Origin of the sequence: Aliivibrio sp. S2TY2 (assembly GCF_028765525.1) — a bacterium.
GTDB classification, from domain to species: domain Bacteria; phylum Pseudomonadota; class Gammaproteobacteria; order Enterobacterales; family Vibrionaceae; genus Aliivibrio; species Aliivibrio finisterrensis_A.
The window spans coordinates 181,088-197,537 of record NZ_JARACS010000006.1 but is presented as its reverse complement, the minus strand read 5'-3'; the positions used below and the strand labels follow the sequence as shown (position 1 = coordinate 197,537).

The following is a 16,450-nucleotide window of genomic DNA, read 5'->3' as shown; positions in this document are numbered from 1 at the left end:
ATGGCAACTCAAGTTTTTTTAGCTTCTGGCTCACCGCGTAGAAAAGAGCTGCTAGCTCAATTAGGTTACCAATTTGAGGTGTTATCTGTAGATGTTGAAGAGGTGCATCAAGCGCATGAGACACCTCTTATGTATGTAGAGCGTCTTTCTAAAGATAAAGCTCAGGCAGGCATAAAAGCACTAGCTGAAGGCAATACAATAGAACATATTGAGAAAAAAACAGTCCCAGTATTGGGCTCTGACACCATCGTAGTTATCGATGGTGTTATTTTAGAAAAACCAAAAGATTTTAAAGATGCTAAGAGAATGCTCTTAGCACTGTCTGGTCGTCAACATCAAGTAATGACTGCTGTAACACTAGCGACACCTGAAACAACAAAAACCAAAACAGTAATAACACAGGTGTGGTTTAGACCACTTTCAGAACAAGAGATAGAACAATATTGGGAAAGTGGTGAACCTTGCGATAAAGCGGGTTCATACGGAATTCAAGGTAGTGGTGGGCGATTTGTCTCGCGTATTGATGGCAGCTATCACGCTGTCATGGGACTGCCTTTGATGGAAACAGATCAGCTCTTACACCAATTTTTGTAAAAATTAGTGAGGTGCTCCAATGAGTACAGAGTTGTTAATAAACGTAACACCGAGTGAAACTCGTGTTGCGATGATTGAAGCTGGCGTGCTTCAAGAGATCCATGTAGAAAGAGAAGCACGACGTGGTATTGTGGGTAATATTTATAAAGGCCGAGTAAGCCGAGTATTACCGGGTATGCAAGCTGCATTTATAGATATCGGTTTAGATAAAGCCGCCTTTCTGCACGCCTCGGATATTGTCCCTCATACCGAGTGTGTATCTGAAAATGAAAAACGTCAATTCCAAGTAAGAGACATTTCTCAACTTGTTCATCAAGGACAAGATTTGGTTGTTCAAGTGGTAAAAGACCCGCTTGGGACCAAAGGCGCTCGTTTAACGACAGATATAACCCTTCCTTCTCGTTACTTGGTCTTTATGCCGGGGGCGAGCCATGTTGGCGTATCTCAACGCATTGAAAGCGAGAAAGAACGTAACCGCTTAAAGAATACCGTCTCTGATTACTGTGATGAGTTTGGTGGTTTCATCATTCGAACTGCTGCGGAAGGCGCCAGTGAAGCAGAAATCTCACAAGATGCCGCTTTCTTAAAGCGTTTATGGCATAAAGTTATTGAACGACGTAAAAAGAGTAAAACGAAGTCAATGCTTTATGGCGAGTTAGGTTTAGACCAACGTATTTTGCGTGATTTTGTCGGCACCGAATTGGATTTAATTCGCGTTGATTCAAAATTGGCTTTTGAAAAGTTAAAAGAATTTACCACAGAATTTGTCCCTGAGCTGACTAAGAAGCTTGAATATTATGCTGGTGATAAACCGATTTTCGATATGTACGAAACGGAAAATGAAATTCAGCGTGCACTTGATCGTAAGGTTGAATTGAAGTCGGGTGGTTACTTAATTATCGACCAAACCGAAGCCATGACAACGGTTGATATTAATACCGGTGCTTTTGTTGGACGTCGTAATTTAGAAGAAACCATTTTCAACACCAATATTGAAGCGACTCAAGCCATTGCTCGTCAACTTCGTTTACGCAATTTAGGTGGGATCATCATTATTGATTTCATTGATATGCTGAGCGAAGAACATCGTCGTCGAGTACTTCAATCTTTAGGGTCAGCACTAGAGAAAGATCGAGTAAAAACCAACATCAATGGGTTTACTCAACTTGGTCTTGTTGAAATGACTCGAAAACGCACTCGAGAAAGTATTGAACATATTCTATGTGGTCAGTGTCCTACGTGTGAAGGACGTGGTGCCGTTAAGACGGTTGAGAGTGTGTGCTATGAGATATTGCGTGAAATCACACGAGTAAACCGAGCTTATGATTCTGATAAGTTTGTTGTTTATGCCTCGGTAGCTGTTGCTGATGCTCTTGAGGGAGAGGAATCCCATGCATTAGCGGAGCTCGAACTCTTTATTGGTAAACAGGTCAAAATTCAAGCGGAGCCTTTGTATATTCAAGAGCAGTTTGATGTTGTAATGATGTAGAGAATAATAATACGTGACCACTAAGTTAATTCGTTTCGAACGTTGCTTGATGGGATTATTGCTGCTGGTATTTTTACTAGCAGCATTAGTCATAACCAGCTTGCGTCTGTTTCTTCCCTCTTTGAATCAATATCAACCTGAAATTGAAGCATTTCTTTCTAAAGCGACTGGTTTTTCTATCTCTATTGGTGAGTTAGATGGCCGTTGGCGAAATACCAACCCTTCATTAAATCTTCAAAAACTGAAAGCGATTGACCCTGTCTCTGGTGATGAAATTATTTCAGTTAAAGAAGTCGAAATTCAATTAAATATCCTCTCTTCTCTATGGGCAAGACAGCCACAATTTGCAGATTTACGCATTGATAAACTTAATGCGGATCTGACGTCATTAGGGAATAGCTCTACTGAACCGAATACCCCAAAAGATGAGACGGAAGCCAAGGAAGATAACTCATTAGCTAAACGATTAGAGGATATCTTTTTAGTTCGTCTAAATCATTTCTCAGTGAAGAACTCACAAGTTGCGTTTGTTGCACTGGATGGAACAGATAAAACGGTACAAATTGACTCGCTACAGTGGCGAAATGAGCGTAGAAAGCATTTAGCTGAAGGCGTCGTTAGTGTTGTAGGAAGTGAGATTAATCAACTTAAAATCATCGCGAATTTTAAAGAAAAAGGCACGTTTAAAAGTTTAGATGGCCATTTTTATATTGAAGCAAAAAATATTCAAGTAACACCATGGATCACGGAAGAGATTAAAAAAGAATATGGGGTTACCCAAGGTGAAATATCGGCTAATGCATGGCTATCATTTAAAGATGGCCAACCTATAGATGCATTAGTGGAAGCCTCTCCTTCTTATCTTAATTGGGTTGAAGATAAACAGGTTCACCAAGCAAGCGTCGAAGGGGGCGTTTTTGAGCTTCAACCTGATAAGCAAGGATGGAAGGTATTTGCATCAGATGTTCAGATAAAGCATCAATCAAGCTTATGGCCTAAGATCTCAGGTAGCTTTACATGGCAGCCTGAAAAGTGGATTTTAAACCTTATTCACATTGATCTTAAAAGTGTATTAAGTTTAAAAACATTATTACCAGCCTCTCAAGATAATATTACCGATCTTCTCACTACGTTAGATCCAAAAGGCAGCATTAATGATATCCGTGTTGAATTTGATCATAGTACAGGATTAAGTTATTCCGCATCAATTCATGCAGCAGGAATGCAACAATGGGAGTTACTTCCAGGCTTTCATAAGTTAGATGTACTTATTGCTGGTGATGCTGAAAAAGGCGAAGCAAAGTTATCATTGGTAGACGATACCTTGCCTTATGGTGACGTATTCCAAGCACCTTTAAATATAACCCATGGTGATGTGAGTATTTATTGGGAAGTGAATAATGAAGGGTGGCGTTTGTGGTCAGATTACATCAATGTAGCAACGCCTGACCTACAAGCTAAAGGGGAGTTTCGTTTAGATTTCCCTAAAGATAAGCCCTCTGTACTTTCTTTTTATGCCGAAGCGGATGCCTTTAATGCGGATCAAACGTGGCGCTATTTACCAACGTTAGCATTAGGGCAAGACTTAACGGATTATCTCTCTTCGGCGGTGCAAGGCGGAAGTGCTAAGACGGTGCAATTACTGTGGTATGGCGAATTAGGTGATTTTCCATATACAAAATATGACGGTATTTTCCAAGTTAAAGTGGGGTTGAAAAATGCTCAGTTTTCGTTTGATACGGCCTGGCCTCCGCTAACAAATTTACAGTTAGACTTACTGTTTCAAAATGCCTCAATGTTCTTAAGCTCACATTCTGCCGATTTAATGGATGTCCATGCTACCCGTGTGACAGGGCGTATTGCTAATTTATCCGAAGATGGAAAACTCACCATTCGTGCGACAGCTAATGGCTCTGGTAAAGCAGTGCGAGAATACATGACAGCGACACCATTGGTTGATTCTGTGGGTGCAGCATTAAACAGTATTCATGTAAATAATCGAGTTGATGCTTTACTGCGACTGGATATTCCTTTTTCCGGAGAAGACGTTAGAGCTTGGGGTTATGCCGATTTAGCGGGCAACCACATTGAGCTGCAATCCCCAAATATAGTATTAACAGACGCTAAGGGGCGAATTGAGTTTGATAATGACGTGGTTAAATCATCAGGAATTAAAGCGTCATTATTGGGACAACCAGTCACCTTATCATTTGATGGTGAAGCACAATCTGATTTTTATAGTGTTGCGATTGAAACAAAAGGAAAGTGGAAGGTATCCCCGTTAAAAGACTACATAGATTCTCCAATGATGGACAAAGTCAGTGGTGTATCTTCATGGAGTTCAAACATTAATTTGCAAGTGGCTGATGTCGGTTTCACTTATCAAATTGGCGTTAATGCAGCGTTAGGAGATATGGCATCAACACTGCCATATCCATTAATGCTGGAAAAAGGAACAACGGAACAGGCATTATTACAAGTGTCTGGTAACTCAGAAAAACTTTCTGGCCGCTTAACGTTACCTAATGCTAAATACCAAGCAGAAATAAATATCTCAAGTTCAGAGCCAGTTATTACTGCCAGTCATGTCATCGTTGGTCGAGGTAACTTTAAGGTGAGTCCTGTTGTGGGACAATCTGCTTCCATTAATACCAAGACATTTGATTTAGATACTTGGTTATCTGAACCTATTTTGGCAAAAGAAAAAGCACAAAGTGCATCGAAATCATCATCGGTCAGTCATTTCCCTACGATTCCGACACCGACTCGGATTGATGCAAAAGTGAAGTCATTACGAGTAGCGAGTTTAGATTGGAATGATGTCAGTATTGATGCGCGTAAGAAGTCTCAAGGCTGGTATGCACAAGTGCAAAGCCAAGAAGTCGATGGCAAAGCCAGTTGGAAAGGAAATGACGATTTATTAGTGCAATTAGATAACCTACATATTTTTATTCCTAGTCTAGATAAGCCTGAAAATCAAAGAGGGTTGAATCGAGCAAAAGTAGACGACCCACTTATTTCTGAGTTTGATCGTGAGTTTTTTCGTTTAATGCCTAATCTAGAGTTAACGATTAGAGATTCGTGGATTCAAGGCTATAAGCTTGGAAAAGTAGATACCAAACTGCATAAAAAAGGCGATGCTTTTTATCTAGATAAGTTAAATATCACCAGTGGTGAGAATAAATTGGCGATGTCTGGCAGCTGGGTGCTAAATAAAGAGAAAAGCCATTCTGCCTTTAAAATGACTGCGTCAGGAAAGAATAACTCTGAATTACTGGCTCGATTTGGGATCAGTTCTGGTGTTCAAAAAGCCAGCTACAGTATGGATGCGGATCTTAATTGGGATGGTGCGCCATGGAGCATTCAAGTTAATACTTTATCTGGAGAGTTAGCGTCAACGCTCGGTGAAGGGGTAATTACTGACGTCAAAGGGGCGGCTCGTTTTCTTGGGCTATTTAGTATTGATTCCATCATTCGTAAAATGAAATTGGACTTTAGAGACGTCTTTGATGATGGCATGGCGTTTAATTCGATCACAGGCAGCGGAAAAATGCGCGAAGGTATTTTTGTGAGTAATAACCTAACGATGGACGCGGTTGCAGGTGAAATGATAATCAAAGGTAAAGCGGACTTAAATACTCGTCTCGTTGATGCGGAAGTGAAATTCACCCCCGACTTAACCTCTGGGATACCTATTATTACCGCCTTTGCTGTGGCTCCTCAGACGGCGATTATAGTGCTTGCGGTAGCCACCGCAATTGCACCTGTTATTGATGTAATTACTCAAGTTAATTACAAGGTAGAAGGGCCATTGGAGTCGCCAACAGTTAAAGAGCTTTCGCGTAGCCAAGGTGAATATCAATTACCAGAGAAAACGGAAAAATAATAATAACCTCACCAAGTGGTGGGGTTGTTTTTTCTTAAATAGTATTCAAATGATGATGCCTATTTGAATAAGTCGTTGATCAGATAATTACCTAGAACAAATCGATTAGAGTAAGACATAAATTGCAGCATCAGTGTAAGGATATAAGATGAAGAAGATTGGTGTAGTACAGATGAATTCAGGCTCAAATCCTGAAGAGAATATGAAGCAATTAAATCTCAAGCTGAAAGGGTTGCAACAGCAAGGAGCAAAACTTGCTTTAACGCCAGAAAATAGCATTGTCTTTGGGAAAAAAGAAGATTATGAGCGTCATGCTGAATCGCTAGGTACGGGGGGTTTACAGCAAGAGTTATCTGATCTAGCGAGGCGTTACCAGCTTTGGCTTATTGTTGGTTCTTTTCCTATTCGTAATCATGATGGTAGCTTGTCGACGACGTGCTTAGTGTTTAATGATAATGGTGAACTTGTCGAGCACTATAATAAATTGCATATGTTTGATGTTGAAATCGAAGATGGTCACCATAGCTATCGAGAGTCAGATACATTTACTCCCGGTAATGAAGTCAAAGTAGTAGAGACGCCGTTTGGCAAGATCGGCCTATCCATTTGCTATGATGTGCGCTTTCCACAGTTATATAGTGAACTTCGTCAGCAAGGAGCTGAAATTATTGTTGTCCCTGCTGCATTTACTAAAGTAACAGGTTACGCCCATTGGGATATATTATTGCGTTCAAGAGCAATAGAGACACAATGTTGGATCCTTGCTGCAGGTCAATGGGGCAATCATGGTTCAGGACGAGAAACATGGGGTCACTCAATGGTTGTTGATCCTTGGGGAAATAAAGTAACAGCCCAAAAAGAAGGCACAGGAGTAATTACTGCAGAGCTTGACCTTTCGCATCTAAGAGCGATACGTAGAAAAATGCCAGTTGTTCAGCATTCGAGATTGCATTGTCAGCTTAACTAATCGCGATTGTTACCGTTTTATTTAATAAAAGAGTGAGTTTCACTATAAAAGCCATTCTTTTTTATTCATAATTAGATCCTAGATCTTAAATTCTTAACAAGAGTACCTCGAATGAGTTTGCAAGAAGTAGAACAGTCCTTATTGAGTCAAGCAGGGATCGGTCAGCAAGAACTGTCTCAGACCTTAAGTACCATCGCAAAAAGAGACGTAGACTATGCTGATATCTATTTTCAATCTTGCTGGCATGAATCGTTAGTACTCGAAGACAGCATTATTAAAGATGGTTCTTTTAATATCGACCGTGGTGTGGGTATTCGTGCCGTTGCCGGTGAAAAAACAGGCTTTGCGTATTCAGACCAAATTAATCTTGAAGCATTAACTCAAAGCGCTAAAGCGGCTCGTGGTATTGTTCAACAAGGTGGAGAAGGCAGAGTTAAGGCGTTTTCAGCGCAAACTATTCCTCAGTTTTATGCGCCAATCAATCCACTTAATAGCTTGGATAAGCAACAAAAAATTGCCCTACTTGAAGAAGTAGATGCGTACATTCGAGCAAAAGAACCACTTGTTCAAGAAGTATCAGCAAGCATCAGTGGTGTTTACGAACAAATGTTGGTTGCTGCTTTAGATGGTACGTATGCTGCGGATATTCGCCCATTGGTGCGTTTATCTATTAGCGTATTAGTTCAGCGTGGTGATAAGCGTGAACGTGGTAGTGCGGGTGGTGGTGGCCGTTATGGTTACGATTATTTCTTAACCGAGGTAAATGGTAAATCTATCGCGTTAGAATTTGCTGATGAAGCGATCCGTCAAGCACTTGTGAACCTTGATGCTGATGCAGCACCTGCCGGTATGATGCCTGTCGTACTTGGTTCTGGTTGGCCGGGTGTTTTATTACATGAGGCGGTTGGACATGGTCTTGAAGGTGACTTTAACCGTAAAGGTTCATCGGTATTTTCAGGCAAGATTGGTGAGCAAGTTACCTCTTCGGTATGTACTATCGTTGATGATGGCACCATAGCAGATCGCCGTGGTTCATTAAATGTGGATGATGAAGGTGTAGCGGGTCAATATAATACGTTAATTGAAAACGGTGTATTAAAAGGCTATATGCAAGATAAGCTGAATGCACGTTTAATGGGTGTAGCACCAACGGGTAATGGTCGTCGTGAATCGTACGCTCATTTACCTATGCCACGTATGACAAATACTTATATGCTACCGGGTGAACATACACCAGAAGAGATTATCTCAACGGTTAAAAATGGTATTTACGCACCAAACTTTGGTGGTGGTCAGGTTGATATTACGTCAGGTAAATTTGTATTCTCTGCATCAGAAGCGTACTTAATTGAAAATGGTAAAATTACTCGCCCAGTTAAAGGCGCTACCTTAATTGGTTCTGGGATTGAAGCAATGCAGCAGATCTCAATGGTTGGTAATGATTTATCACTTGATCGCGGTGTTGGTGTTTGTGGTAAAGCAGGACAAAGCGTACCTGTTGGTGTTGGTCAACCGACATTAAAACTGGATGCCTTAACGGTTGGCGGTACTGAGTAACAGCCAGTTAAAATTATGCGATACCTATAAGAAAGGGCCACGTATTAAAAGATACGTGGCCCTTGTGCTTTTTAGATAATACCAATCGTAGTAAATAATTGGTCATCCTAACTGGTTAAAATGCTCGATAACTACGTTGAAATTTTTGATTGTAGAATAACTACGTATCGAAAAATTTCGCCTTGTTCTCAAGCATTTTTCCTGCGCTATTTCTGATCTCTTACTTACTGTGATTGGTATAAGACTTATAAATCTTCGTCTAAGTATAGATCTTTTAATACTTGAAAAATTTCTCGATACGCTTTTGGCGGCTTTTTCGATGCTTTTTCTTTTTGTGCTTGGCGAGCAAGTTGGCGGAAGCGTTGGCGATCTGCTTCTGGGTATCTCACCATAACTTCTTCAATTACCACATCTGGTGTTTCGATCATACGGTCACGTAGGATCTCTAATTTTTGAAGTGCAATTGTAGTTTGTGAGTGCTTATTACGAATTTTATCTAGAGCTAATTGAATTGGCTCAGGATCTTCAAGACGCATTAATTTACCAATGTATTGTAATTGGCGGCGTTTTGCTTCGTTCTTAAAGCGTTGCGCATCAGCGATTGCGACTTGCAAGTCTTCTGATAATGGGAACTTAGCAAGAACAGATGGTTTTAAACCCACCAATTCTTCGCCTAGCTTTTGTAAGTCTTCCATGTCGTTTTTCATCTCGGTTCTGCTTACCCAGATGATCTCTTCTTCTTCTTCCCAAGGTGCTTTTTGATTTTTACGTGCCATGATATTCATTCTTTAATGGGTGATTCTCTCTATTTTAGCAAGATAAATGGAGAATTGGGCGCAAATTTATCACATAGAGTGTTATTCTAGTAAAAATGTATATATTCAGTCTGATGTTATGGATGCAAAAGCCCAAATGATGAATCAAAAAATAGAACTTGAAGCAGCAGTAGCCAAAGCGCTAGAAATGGCGACAAAGCACGCAAGCGCTGCAGAAGTAGCAATCACTAAAACGACAGGTATTAGCGTATCAACTTTAATGGGAGAGGTTGAAAACGTTGAATTTAATCGTGATGGTGCATTAGGTATTACCGTTTATCGTGGTCACCGTAAAGGCAGTGCATCGACGTCTGATCTTAGTGATAAAGCGATTCAGCAGACGGTTGCTGCTGCGCTAGATATTGCAAACTATACGTCTGAAGACCCATTTTCTGGACCTGCGCCAAAAGAGCTAATGGCTCAAAATATTCCTGATTTAGATTTGTTTCATCCAGACGATCCTGAGCCGGATTATGCAGCACAAAAAGCCATTGAAGCAGAACAAGCAGCATTAGAGTACCACTCTTCAATTAAACAGAGTGATGGTGCAAGTTACGATAGCCACTATGGTATTAAGGTCTATGGTAATAGCCATGGCATGTTAGCAAGTTACCCATCAAGCCGTCATAGCATCAGTTGTAGTGTGATTGGTGTCGATAAAAATGGTGACATGGAACGCGATTATAGCTATACCGTTGCTCGTCATCGTGATGATTTATGGGATGCGAAAAAGGTTGGTTTAGAAGCTGCTGAGCGTACCGTGAGTCGTTTAGATGCTAAAAAGCTAGAGACGATGAGAGTTCCTGTTATGTTTGCAGCAGATGTTGCGACTGGCTTATTAGGGCATCTTGTCATGGCGATCAGTGGTGCTAACTTATATCGTAAATCGACGTTTATGCTTGATAAGCTAAATGAGAAGATTTTACCTGAATGGTTTAATGTGAGTGAGCGCCCACATATTCTAAAAGGCCTAGCAAGTAGCCCATTTGATAGTGAAGGTCTATACACGCAAGATCGTGAGATTATTACCGATGGTGTATTAGCTACGTACTTATTAACAAGTTATGCGGCGCGAAAATTAAATATGACACCAACAGGCCACGCTGGTGGTATCCATAACTGGTTTGTTAAATCTACAGGGCAAAGCTTCGAGCAAATGCTAAAAACCATGGGCACTGGCCTTTTAGTGACAGAGCTTATGGGGCAGGGTGTCAATACAGTAACGGGTGATTACTCTCGTGGTGCGGCGGGTTTCTGGGTTGAGAATGGTGAGATCCAATATCCAGTTTCTGAAATTACCATTGCAGGTAACCTTGCTGATATGTACCACAATATTGTTGCTGTAGGTAATGATGTAGAAACACGTTCACAAATTCAAACCGGTTCTATCTTAATTGAATCAATGAAAATTGCTGGTCAGTAGTCGTAACACAAATAAATTATAAACAAAAAAGCGCGCAATCATTAAATGAGAGCGCGCTTTTTTTATGTGATATAAAAATCAAAATTACATCAGGATAGTTGCTAGGCCAAGGAAAGCAAATAGGCCGATAACATCGGTAATGGTGGTTAATGCCATACCACCAGCTAAGGCAGGATCGATATTCATCTTTTTAAGAATTAAAGGAATCGATACGCCAGCAACTCCGGCAATGGTTAAGTTAACTAACATGGCTGCGGAGATAATCGCGCCAAGCATGATGTCGCCTTTCCAAACCATCACAATACCACCAATAATCGCAGCCCAAAGAATACCATTAAGTACCCCAATTCCAGCTTCCTTCATCAGCAGTTCTTTTTTGTTACTGTCACCAATATGACCAACGGCAAGACCTCGAATAACCAGAGCAACGGTTTGGTTACCTGCTACTCCACCCATTGAAGGTACAATGGTCATAAGTACAGCGATGGATGCCATTTGCGCTAAAGTGGCTTCAAACATATTTGAAACAGAAGCAGCTGCAAGGGCCGCAAGTACATTCATTCCGAGCCAAACACTACGACGGCGTGCTGATTTCACTACGGGTGCAAAGGTGTCTTCTTCGTCATCCATACCGGCCATGCTCATCATTGAGTGTTCGGCATCTTCACGAATAACATCGACAACGTCATCAATAGTAATACGGCCTAAAAGTAGGTTATTTTCATCAACAACGGGTGCCGATATCCAGTTACGACGTTCAAATAAATTAGCTACTTCGCCATCGTCGGTATTTACTGGGATCGCTTCATCGGCATCATCCATTACATCACTAACCAGTACATCAGGTTGTGCTGTAAGAATGGTGGTTAAGGATAAGTGACCAATTAAACGGCTTTCTTCATCCAATACATACAGAGCATCGGTTGCTTCTGGCAATTCGCCTTTCATGCGAAGGTAGCGAAGGACAACATCGATCTCTACATCAGCACGAATGGTAATGAAGTCGGTATTCATCATACCGCCAGCGGTGTCTTCTGGATAAGATAGAGCGGTTTCAACGCGGAAGCGATCAACCGTATCCATTTGACTTAATACTTCGCGCGAGAGGTCGTTAGGCAAGCTACGAAGAACGTAGGCAACATCATCTGTCTCCATGCCTTCAGTTGCTTCGACGATGCTCTCAAGTGCCATTTGAGAGACGATACCATCTTTTACGCCTTCTGATAGCTCATCAAGGATTTCACCGTAATCTTCAGGATCGGTTAATTGCCATAATACGTTACGGCTTTTTCTGGGCGAGGCTTCTAATAGATGGGCAATATCCTCGGGTTCCATGTCTTGTAATAAACGACGAACATGGACAAACATCCCACTATCAAGCGCATTAGATACTTCTTGAAGAGTTTGATGGGTTTGATCGAAATCTTGTAGCTCTTGCATACTCTCCCCCATAGAAAACCGATTTCTAACTCGAATAATGAGTATAGACAATTTAGATTAGATAATGGGCTGAATAGTAACGCAATTTGGAGGGCGCGATAAGTGAATTTTGTAAGGATTGGGTTAAACAGGTGTTGAGATGAGTATTATCTACTCATCTTCGTCAAAACCCGCTTTAATTAGTTCGCAAATAGCATTGAGTGCTTGCTCAGCATCAGGCCCATCAGCAGAAACATCAACATACTGCCCTTGTGCTGAGTCCAGCATTAGCAGCCCCATGACACCATCAGCAGTTGCCTGTTTTTTCTCGTCATTGGTTAGAGTGATTACTGCATCAAAGCTTTGTGCCATTTCAACTAATTTGATGGCTGCTCTAGCATGTAACCCAAGCCGATTTTTTATCAATAGGTGACGGGATGAAATTGGCATTGTTAGTGCCTCTCTAGTGTTTTATGACGAATTTGCACTTGTTGCCCTTGCTGTTTAAAGTACTCACCAAGCTGCTGGGTTATATAGACAGAACGGTGTTGCCCACCAGTACAACCAATCGCAACGGTTAAATAACTGCGGTTATTTTTTTCTAGTGCGGGTAACCAAGTGGTTAAAAATTGCTGAATTTGTTCTTTAAGTTGAATGACTTCATCATACCCAGCTAGAAAGTCGGCAACGGGTTTATCTAATCCTGTCATTGGTCTTAGGTTTGGTTCCCAATGAGGATTAGGTAAAAATCGGACATCAAAAACATAGTCCGCATCGGTGGGTAAGCCGTGCTTAAAACCAAAAGATTCAAACACCATAACTAATTCTTTTGATTCTCGACCTAGAATACGGGAACGTAAAGTTTCACTTAAGTCATGAATGGATTTAGTTGTGGTATCAAGAACCAAATCAGCACCTTCTTTAAAGTTACATAGAATATTTTTTTCTAATGCGACGGCTTGCTCTAGTGAACATTGTTCGCCAGTTAAAGAGAGTGGATGCAAGCGACGAGTTTCACTATAACGCTTAATCAATTCTTTATTTTCAGCGTCTAAGAAAACGACAGTTACATCATGATTTTTTTTCAGTTCAGTTAAGGTATTGGTCAGTAATAGCGGATCTTTTGGTAGATTTCGAATATCGATGCTTACGGCCACATTTTGAGCGGTGTGTTGAATGGACTCGACAAACTGAGTAAGAAGATCAATAGGGAGGTTATCGACACAATAATACCCTAAATCTTCTAATACTCGAAGTGCAACGGATTTACCCGCACCAGAGTTACCACTAACTACCATGAGTTTCATTATGTGACCTTTGCGTATATTAAGATGTGAAAATTTGATATAGGTCTTGATCACTCTCGGCATGACGAAGTTGACGTAAGACGTGCTTATCATTGAGTTTTTCAGCAACACAAGAGAGTGTTTGTAGGTGAAATTTACATTGCTCATCAGGGACAAGTAAGGCAAAGAGTACATCGACAGGACGATTATCTATGGCATCAAATTCGATCGGTTCTTGGCACTGAAGTAAGACAGCAACGGCATTATCACAGTTAAAAATTCGACCGTGTGGAATGGCAATACCATTGCCAATTCCTGTACTGCCCATTTTTTCTCGACTGAGTAAACTTTCGAATAAGTCTTGAGGGTTTTGCCCAATTTTGGGTGCCGCAATTTCACTGATAAGTTCTAATGCGCGTTTTTTACTTGAGCATTGGACTGCGCTTTTAGTGCAGTCCAATGAAAGAATGGTGCTTAATTGCATGTTAATGACTACTTAGTTTTTCTTTATGTTTATTGAGCTGGCGAACGAGCTTGTCCACCAAACCATCAATAGCGGCATACATATCTTCTGCGTCAGAATGGGCGTGTATGTCACCTTGATTTACATGAAGTGTTGCTTCGGCTACATGCAGTACTTTTTCTAATTTTAGTACAACATGGACATTGTTAATGTGTTCAAAAAAGCGATCGAGTTTTTGGAATTTGGTATCGACATACTCACGAAGGCTATCGGTTAGTTCGACGTTTTGACCTGTGATGTTTATTTGCATAACACTTCCTTTCTGTTAATTAAAGTAAACGCTTACGCTGATTCGATGGGGCAATACCTAGTGATTCACGATATTTAGCTATGGTGCGTCGTGCAACTTGGATACCTTGTTCAGCTAATAAGGTTGCGATTTTACTGTCACTTAACGGTTTGGCTTGATTCTCAGCCGCGACCAACTTTTTCACTAGTGCTCGAATAGCGGTAGATGAACACTCACCCCCATTATCCGTACTAACATGACTAGAGAAGAAATATTTTAATTCAAAAATACCACGAGGGGTATGCATGAATTTTTGTGTTGTTACACGAGATATCGTTGATTCGTGCATTTCAACGTCTAAAGCGATGTCATTGAGCACCATTGGCTTCATCGCTTCTTCACCATATTCGAAGAAATCTTGTTGATGTTCAACTATACAACGCGCAACTTTGAGCAGCGTCTCGTTTCTGCTCTCTAAGCTTTTAATTAACCACTTTGCCTCTTGCAAATTGGTTCGAATAAATTGTCCGTCAGGACTGTTACCTAATCCTTTACCTAATGCGGCATATTCTGCATTTACTTTTAAGCGAGGTACACTGTCTGGGTTAATCGTCACAACCCATTTGCCATTATGCTTAAAGACAGAAACGTCAGGAATAACGTATTCTGTGTCAGTGTCAATAACTCGATTTCCAGGCCTAGGATCAAGTTCATGAATTAGCATCATGACTTGTTTTAAGTCAGTCTCTTTAAGCTTAGTCTCTTTTGCTAATTGTCGGTAGTCACGATTACCTAATAGATTAATGTAATTGGTTAAGATCAATCTTGTTTCTTGAAGCCAAGGTGTGTCCGCTGGATAGGTGGCAAGTTGTAACATTAAGCATTCAGCAAGATCGCGTGAAGCTACGCCTAATGGATCAAATTGTTGAATGCGTTTTAATACGACCTCAACCTCATCCATTTCAACATCATCATTACCAAGGCTTTCTAATACGTCATCAAGACTGATGGTTAAATAACCATAGTCATCTAATGATTCAATAATGGTGGTTGCAATAGTACGGTCAATATCACTGAAAGGGGTCAAATCCGCCTGCCACATTAAATAGTCTTGCAGGCTTTCAGTCGTTTCACCCTGATATAATGGCGTATCATCATCAATAGCTAACCCTGTACTGCCACTGTTAGCGCTATATACATCATCCCAGCTCGCATCCATTTCAAGCTCTTCTGAAATATTATTGCTTTCAATAACATCGCTACTGTCAGTAATAGGATCTTCTTGTTCTGCACTTGCAGTTTCTTTTTCAGGCGTTGGCTCTGGAGATAATAAACTTTCAGGCGTACTTAATTGCTCTTCTTCAACATCAAGGAGAGGATTAGAGTCGAGAGCTTCTTGAATCTCTTGCTGTAGGTCAAGGGTCGACAATTGTAATAATCGTATTGCTTGCTGTAACTGAGGCGTCATAGCAAGTTGTTGGCCCATTTTTAACTGAAGAGATGCTTTCATTATATAGTGATACCTTTATATAAATTACAACTTAAACTGATCACCAAGATAAACGCGTTTAACGTGTTCATCATTTAATACATGGTCAGGAGTCCCATTGGCAATCATGTGGCCTTGGCTTACGATATAAGCGTGCTCACATACATCAAGTGTTTCACGAACGTTATGGTCTGTAATTAACACACCTAAACCGCGATCTCGTAAATGTTGAATGATTTTTTTGATATCGATTACAGAAATAGGATCGACACCAGCAAAAGGTTCATCAAGTAGAATGAACTTTGGATTTGCAGCTAGTGCGCGCGCAATTTCAACTCGACGACGTTCACCACCTGAAAGCGCCATACCATTACTGTTACGAATATGCTGAATGTTGAACTCATCTAATAGCTCTTCAAGCTTATCTAAGCGCTCTGCTTTTGATAAATCTTTACGGGTTTGCAGAACAGCCATAATATTATCAAAAACAGACAGTTTTCTAAAAATAGAGGCTTCTTGAGGTAGGTAACCTATGCCCATTTTTGATCTGTTATGCATTGGCTGTAATGAAATATCAACACCATCGATAGTGATAGAGCCTTCATCACGAGAGACAAGACCTACGATCATATAGAAAGAGGTCGTTTTACCTGCACCATTTGGTCCAAGTAAACCCACAATCTTTCCTGATTCAACCGTCAAGCTCACATCGGTAACCACTTTACGGCTGCCGTATGTTTTTGCGAGGTTTTTTGCTTCTAAAATGGCCATAA

Annotated in this window: 14 protein-coding genes; 6 read left to right on the top strand and 8 right to left on the bottom strand. The window is 40.7% G+C overall.

The window, feature by feature from the left end; all coding sequences use genetic code 11:
• The 5 genes from PVK63_RS11885 to tldD all read left to right on the top strand — a co-directional run bounded on the left by PVK63_RS11885 (position 1) and on the right by tldD (position 8,493).
• Positions 1 to 594 (top strand): Maf family protein, encoded by a 594-nt coding sequence (locus PVK63_RS11885; protein WP_274440494.1) that lies wholly within the window; start codon positions 1 to 3, stop codon positions 592 to 594.
• Between the two features lie 19 nt (positions 595 to 613).
• A complete protein-coding gene (rng, locus tag PVK63_RS11880) occupies positions 614 to 2,083 on the top strand; it encodes a ribonuclease G (RefSeq protein WP_130044405.1) in 1,470 nt (489 codons plus the stop codon).
• A gap of 13 nt (positions 2,084 to 2,096) precedes the next feature.
• On the top strand, positions 2,097 to 5,969 hold the full coding sequence (locus tag PVK63_RS11875) for a YhdP family protein (protein WP_130086893.1): 3,873 nt from the start codon (positions 2,097 to 2,099) through the stop codon (positions 5,967 to 5,969).
• Positions 5,970 to 6,117: 148 nt separating this feature from the next.
• Positions 6,118 to 6,936 carry a carbon-nitrogen hydrolase family protein gene (locus PVK63_RS11870; RefSeq protein ID WP_130086894.1) on the top strand — a complete coding sequence of 273 codons (819 nt, stop codon included), beginning with the start codon at positions 6,118 to 6,120 and terminating at the stop codon, positions 6,934 to 6,936.
• Between the two features lie 111 nt (positions 6,937 to 7,047).
• Entirely contained in the window at positions 7,048 to 8,493 is a 1,446-nt protein-coding gene (tldD, locus tag PVK63_RS11865) for a metalloprotease TldD (protein WP_130086895.1), read from the top strand.
• A 245-nt stretch (positions 8,494 to 8,738) separates the two neighbouring features.
• On the opposite strand, the gene yjgA is transcribed toward tldD, so the two are convergent.
• Positions 8,739 to 9,269: a ribosome biogenesis factor YjgA gene (gene yjgA / locus PVK63_RS11860; protein WP_165367117.1), complete on the bottom strand. Its 531-nt coding sequence runs from the start codon at positions 9,267 to 9,269 to the stop codon at positions 8,739 to 8,741.
• Between the two features lie 118 nt (positions 9,270 to 9,387).
• Between yjgA and pmbA the strand changes: the two genes are divergently transcribed.
• Complete coding sequence (gene pmbA, locus PVK63_RS11855) at positions 9,388 to 10,731, top strand: metalloprotease PmbA (RefSeq protein ID WP_130044441.1); 1,344 nt, start codon at positions 9,388 to 9,390, stop codon at positions 10,729 to 10,731.
• A gap of 84 nt (positions 10,732 to 10,815) precedes the next feature.
• On the opposite strand, the gene mgtE is transcribed toward pmbA, so the two are convergent.
• The 7 genes from mgtE to lptB all read right to left on the bottom strand — a co-directional run bounded on the left by mgtE (position 10,816) and on the right by lptB (position 16,448).
• Complete coding sequence (gene mgtE, locus PVK63_RS11850; protein WP_130086896.1) at positions 10,816 to 12,171, bottom strand: magnesium transporter; 1,356 nt, start codon at positions 12,169 to 12,171, stop codon at positions 10,816 to 10,818.
• Between the two features lie 150 nt (positions 12,172 to 12,321).
• On the bottom strand, positions 12,322 to 12,600 hold the full coding sequence (locus PVK63_RS11845) for an HPr family phosphocarrier protein (RefSeq protein WP_130086897.1): 279 nt from the start codon (positions 12,598 to 12,600) through the stop codon (positions 12,322 to 12,324).
• A 2-nt stretch (positions 12,601 to 12,602) separates the two neighbouring features.
• Entirely contained in the window at positions 12,603 to 13,457 is an 855-nt protein-coding gene (rapZ, locus tag PVK63_RS11840; RefSeq protein WP_130086898.1) for an RNase adapter RapZ, read from the bottom strand.
• A gap of 19 nt (positions 13,458 to 13,476) precedes the next feature.
• Positions 13,477 to 13,920, bottom strand: a complete 444-nt coding sequence (gene ptsN / locus PVK63_RS11835) for a PTS IIA-like nitrogen regulatory protein PtsN (protein WP_130046923.1) — start codon at positions 13,918 to 13,920, stop codon at positions 13,477 to 13,479.
• Position 13,921: 1 nt separating this feature from the next.
• Positions 13,922 to 14,209, bottom strand: a complete 288-nt coding sequence (gene hpf / locus PVK63_RS11830; protein ID WP_130044396.1) for a ribosome hibernation promoting factor — start codon at positions 14,207 to 14,209, stop codon at positions 13,922 to 13,924.
• A 19-nt stretch (positions 14,210 to 14,228) separates the two neighbouring features.
• Positions 14,229 to 15,656: an RNA polymerase factor sigma-54 gene (locus tag PVK63_RS11825; RefSeq protein WP_422836555.1), complete on the bottom strand. Its 1,428-nt coding sequence runs from the start codon at positions 15,654 to 15,656 to the stop codon at positions 14,229 to 14,231.
• A 66-nt stretch (positions 15,657 to 15,722) separates the two neighbouring features.
• Positions 15,723 to 16,448, bottom strand: a complete 726-nt coding sequence (gene lptB / locus PVK63_RS11820) for an LPS export ABC transporter ATP-binding protein (RefSeq protein ID WP_130044394.1) — start codon at positions 16,446 to 16,448, stop codon at positions 15,723 to 15,725.
• Positions 16,449 to 16,450: the final 2 nt, after the last annotated feature.

Bases quoted from the DNA above. Each gene is read 5' to 3' on its own strand.
- PVK63_RS11885 (WP_274440494.1), top strand. From the start codon at position 1: ATGGCAACTCAAGTTTTTTTAGCTTCTGGCTCACCGCGTAGAAAAGAG.
- rapZ (WP_130086898.1), bottom strand. From the start codon at position 13,457: ATGAAACTCATGGTAGTTAGTGGTAACTCTGGTGCGGGTAAATCCGTT.
- hpf (WP_130044396.1), bottom strand. From the start codon at position 14,209: ATGCAAATAAACATCACAGGTCAAAACGTCGAACTAACCGATAGCCTT.
- PVK63_RS11870 (WP_130086894.1), top strand. From the start codon at position 6,118: ATGAAGAAGATTGGTGTAGTACAGATGAATTCAGGCTCAAATCCTGAA.
- rng (WP_130044405.1), top strand. From the start codon at position 614: ATGAGTACAGAGTTGTTAATAAACGTAACACCGAGTGAAACTCGTGTT.
- lptB (WP_130044394.1), bottom strand. From the start codon at position 16,448: ATGGCCATTTTAGAAGCAAAAAACCTCGCAAAAACATACGGCAGCCGT.
- mgtE (WP_130086896.1), bottom strand. From the start codon at position 12,171: ATGCAAGAGCTACAAGATTTCGATCAAACCCATCAAACTCTTCAAGAA.
- tldD (WP_130086895.1), top strand. From the start codon at position 7,048: ATGAGTTTGCAAGAAGTAGAACAGTCCTTATTGAGTCAAGCAGGGATC.
- PVK63_RS11845 (WP_130086897.1), bottom strand. From the start codon at position 12,600: ATGCCAATTTCATCCCGTCACCTATTGATAAAAAATCGGCTTGGGTTA.
- ptsN (WP_130046923.1), bottom strand. From the start codon at position 13,920: ATGCAATTAAGCACCATTCTTTCATTGGACTGCACTAAAAGCGCAGTC.
- yjgA (WP_165367117.1), bottom strand. From the start codon at position 9,269: ATGGCACGTAAAAATCAAAAAGCACCTTGGGAAGAAGAAGAAGAGATC.
- PVK63_RS11825 (WP_422836555.1), bottom strand. From the start codon at position 15,656: ATGACGCCTCAGTTACAGCAAGCAATACGATTATTACAATTGTCGACC.
- pmbA (WP_130044441.1), top strand. From the start codon at position 9,388: ATGGATGCAAAAGCCCAAATGATGAATCAAAAAATAGAACTTGAAGCA.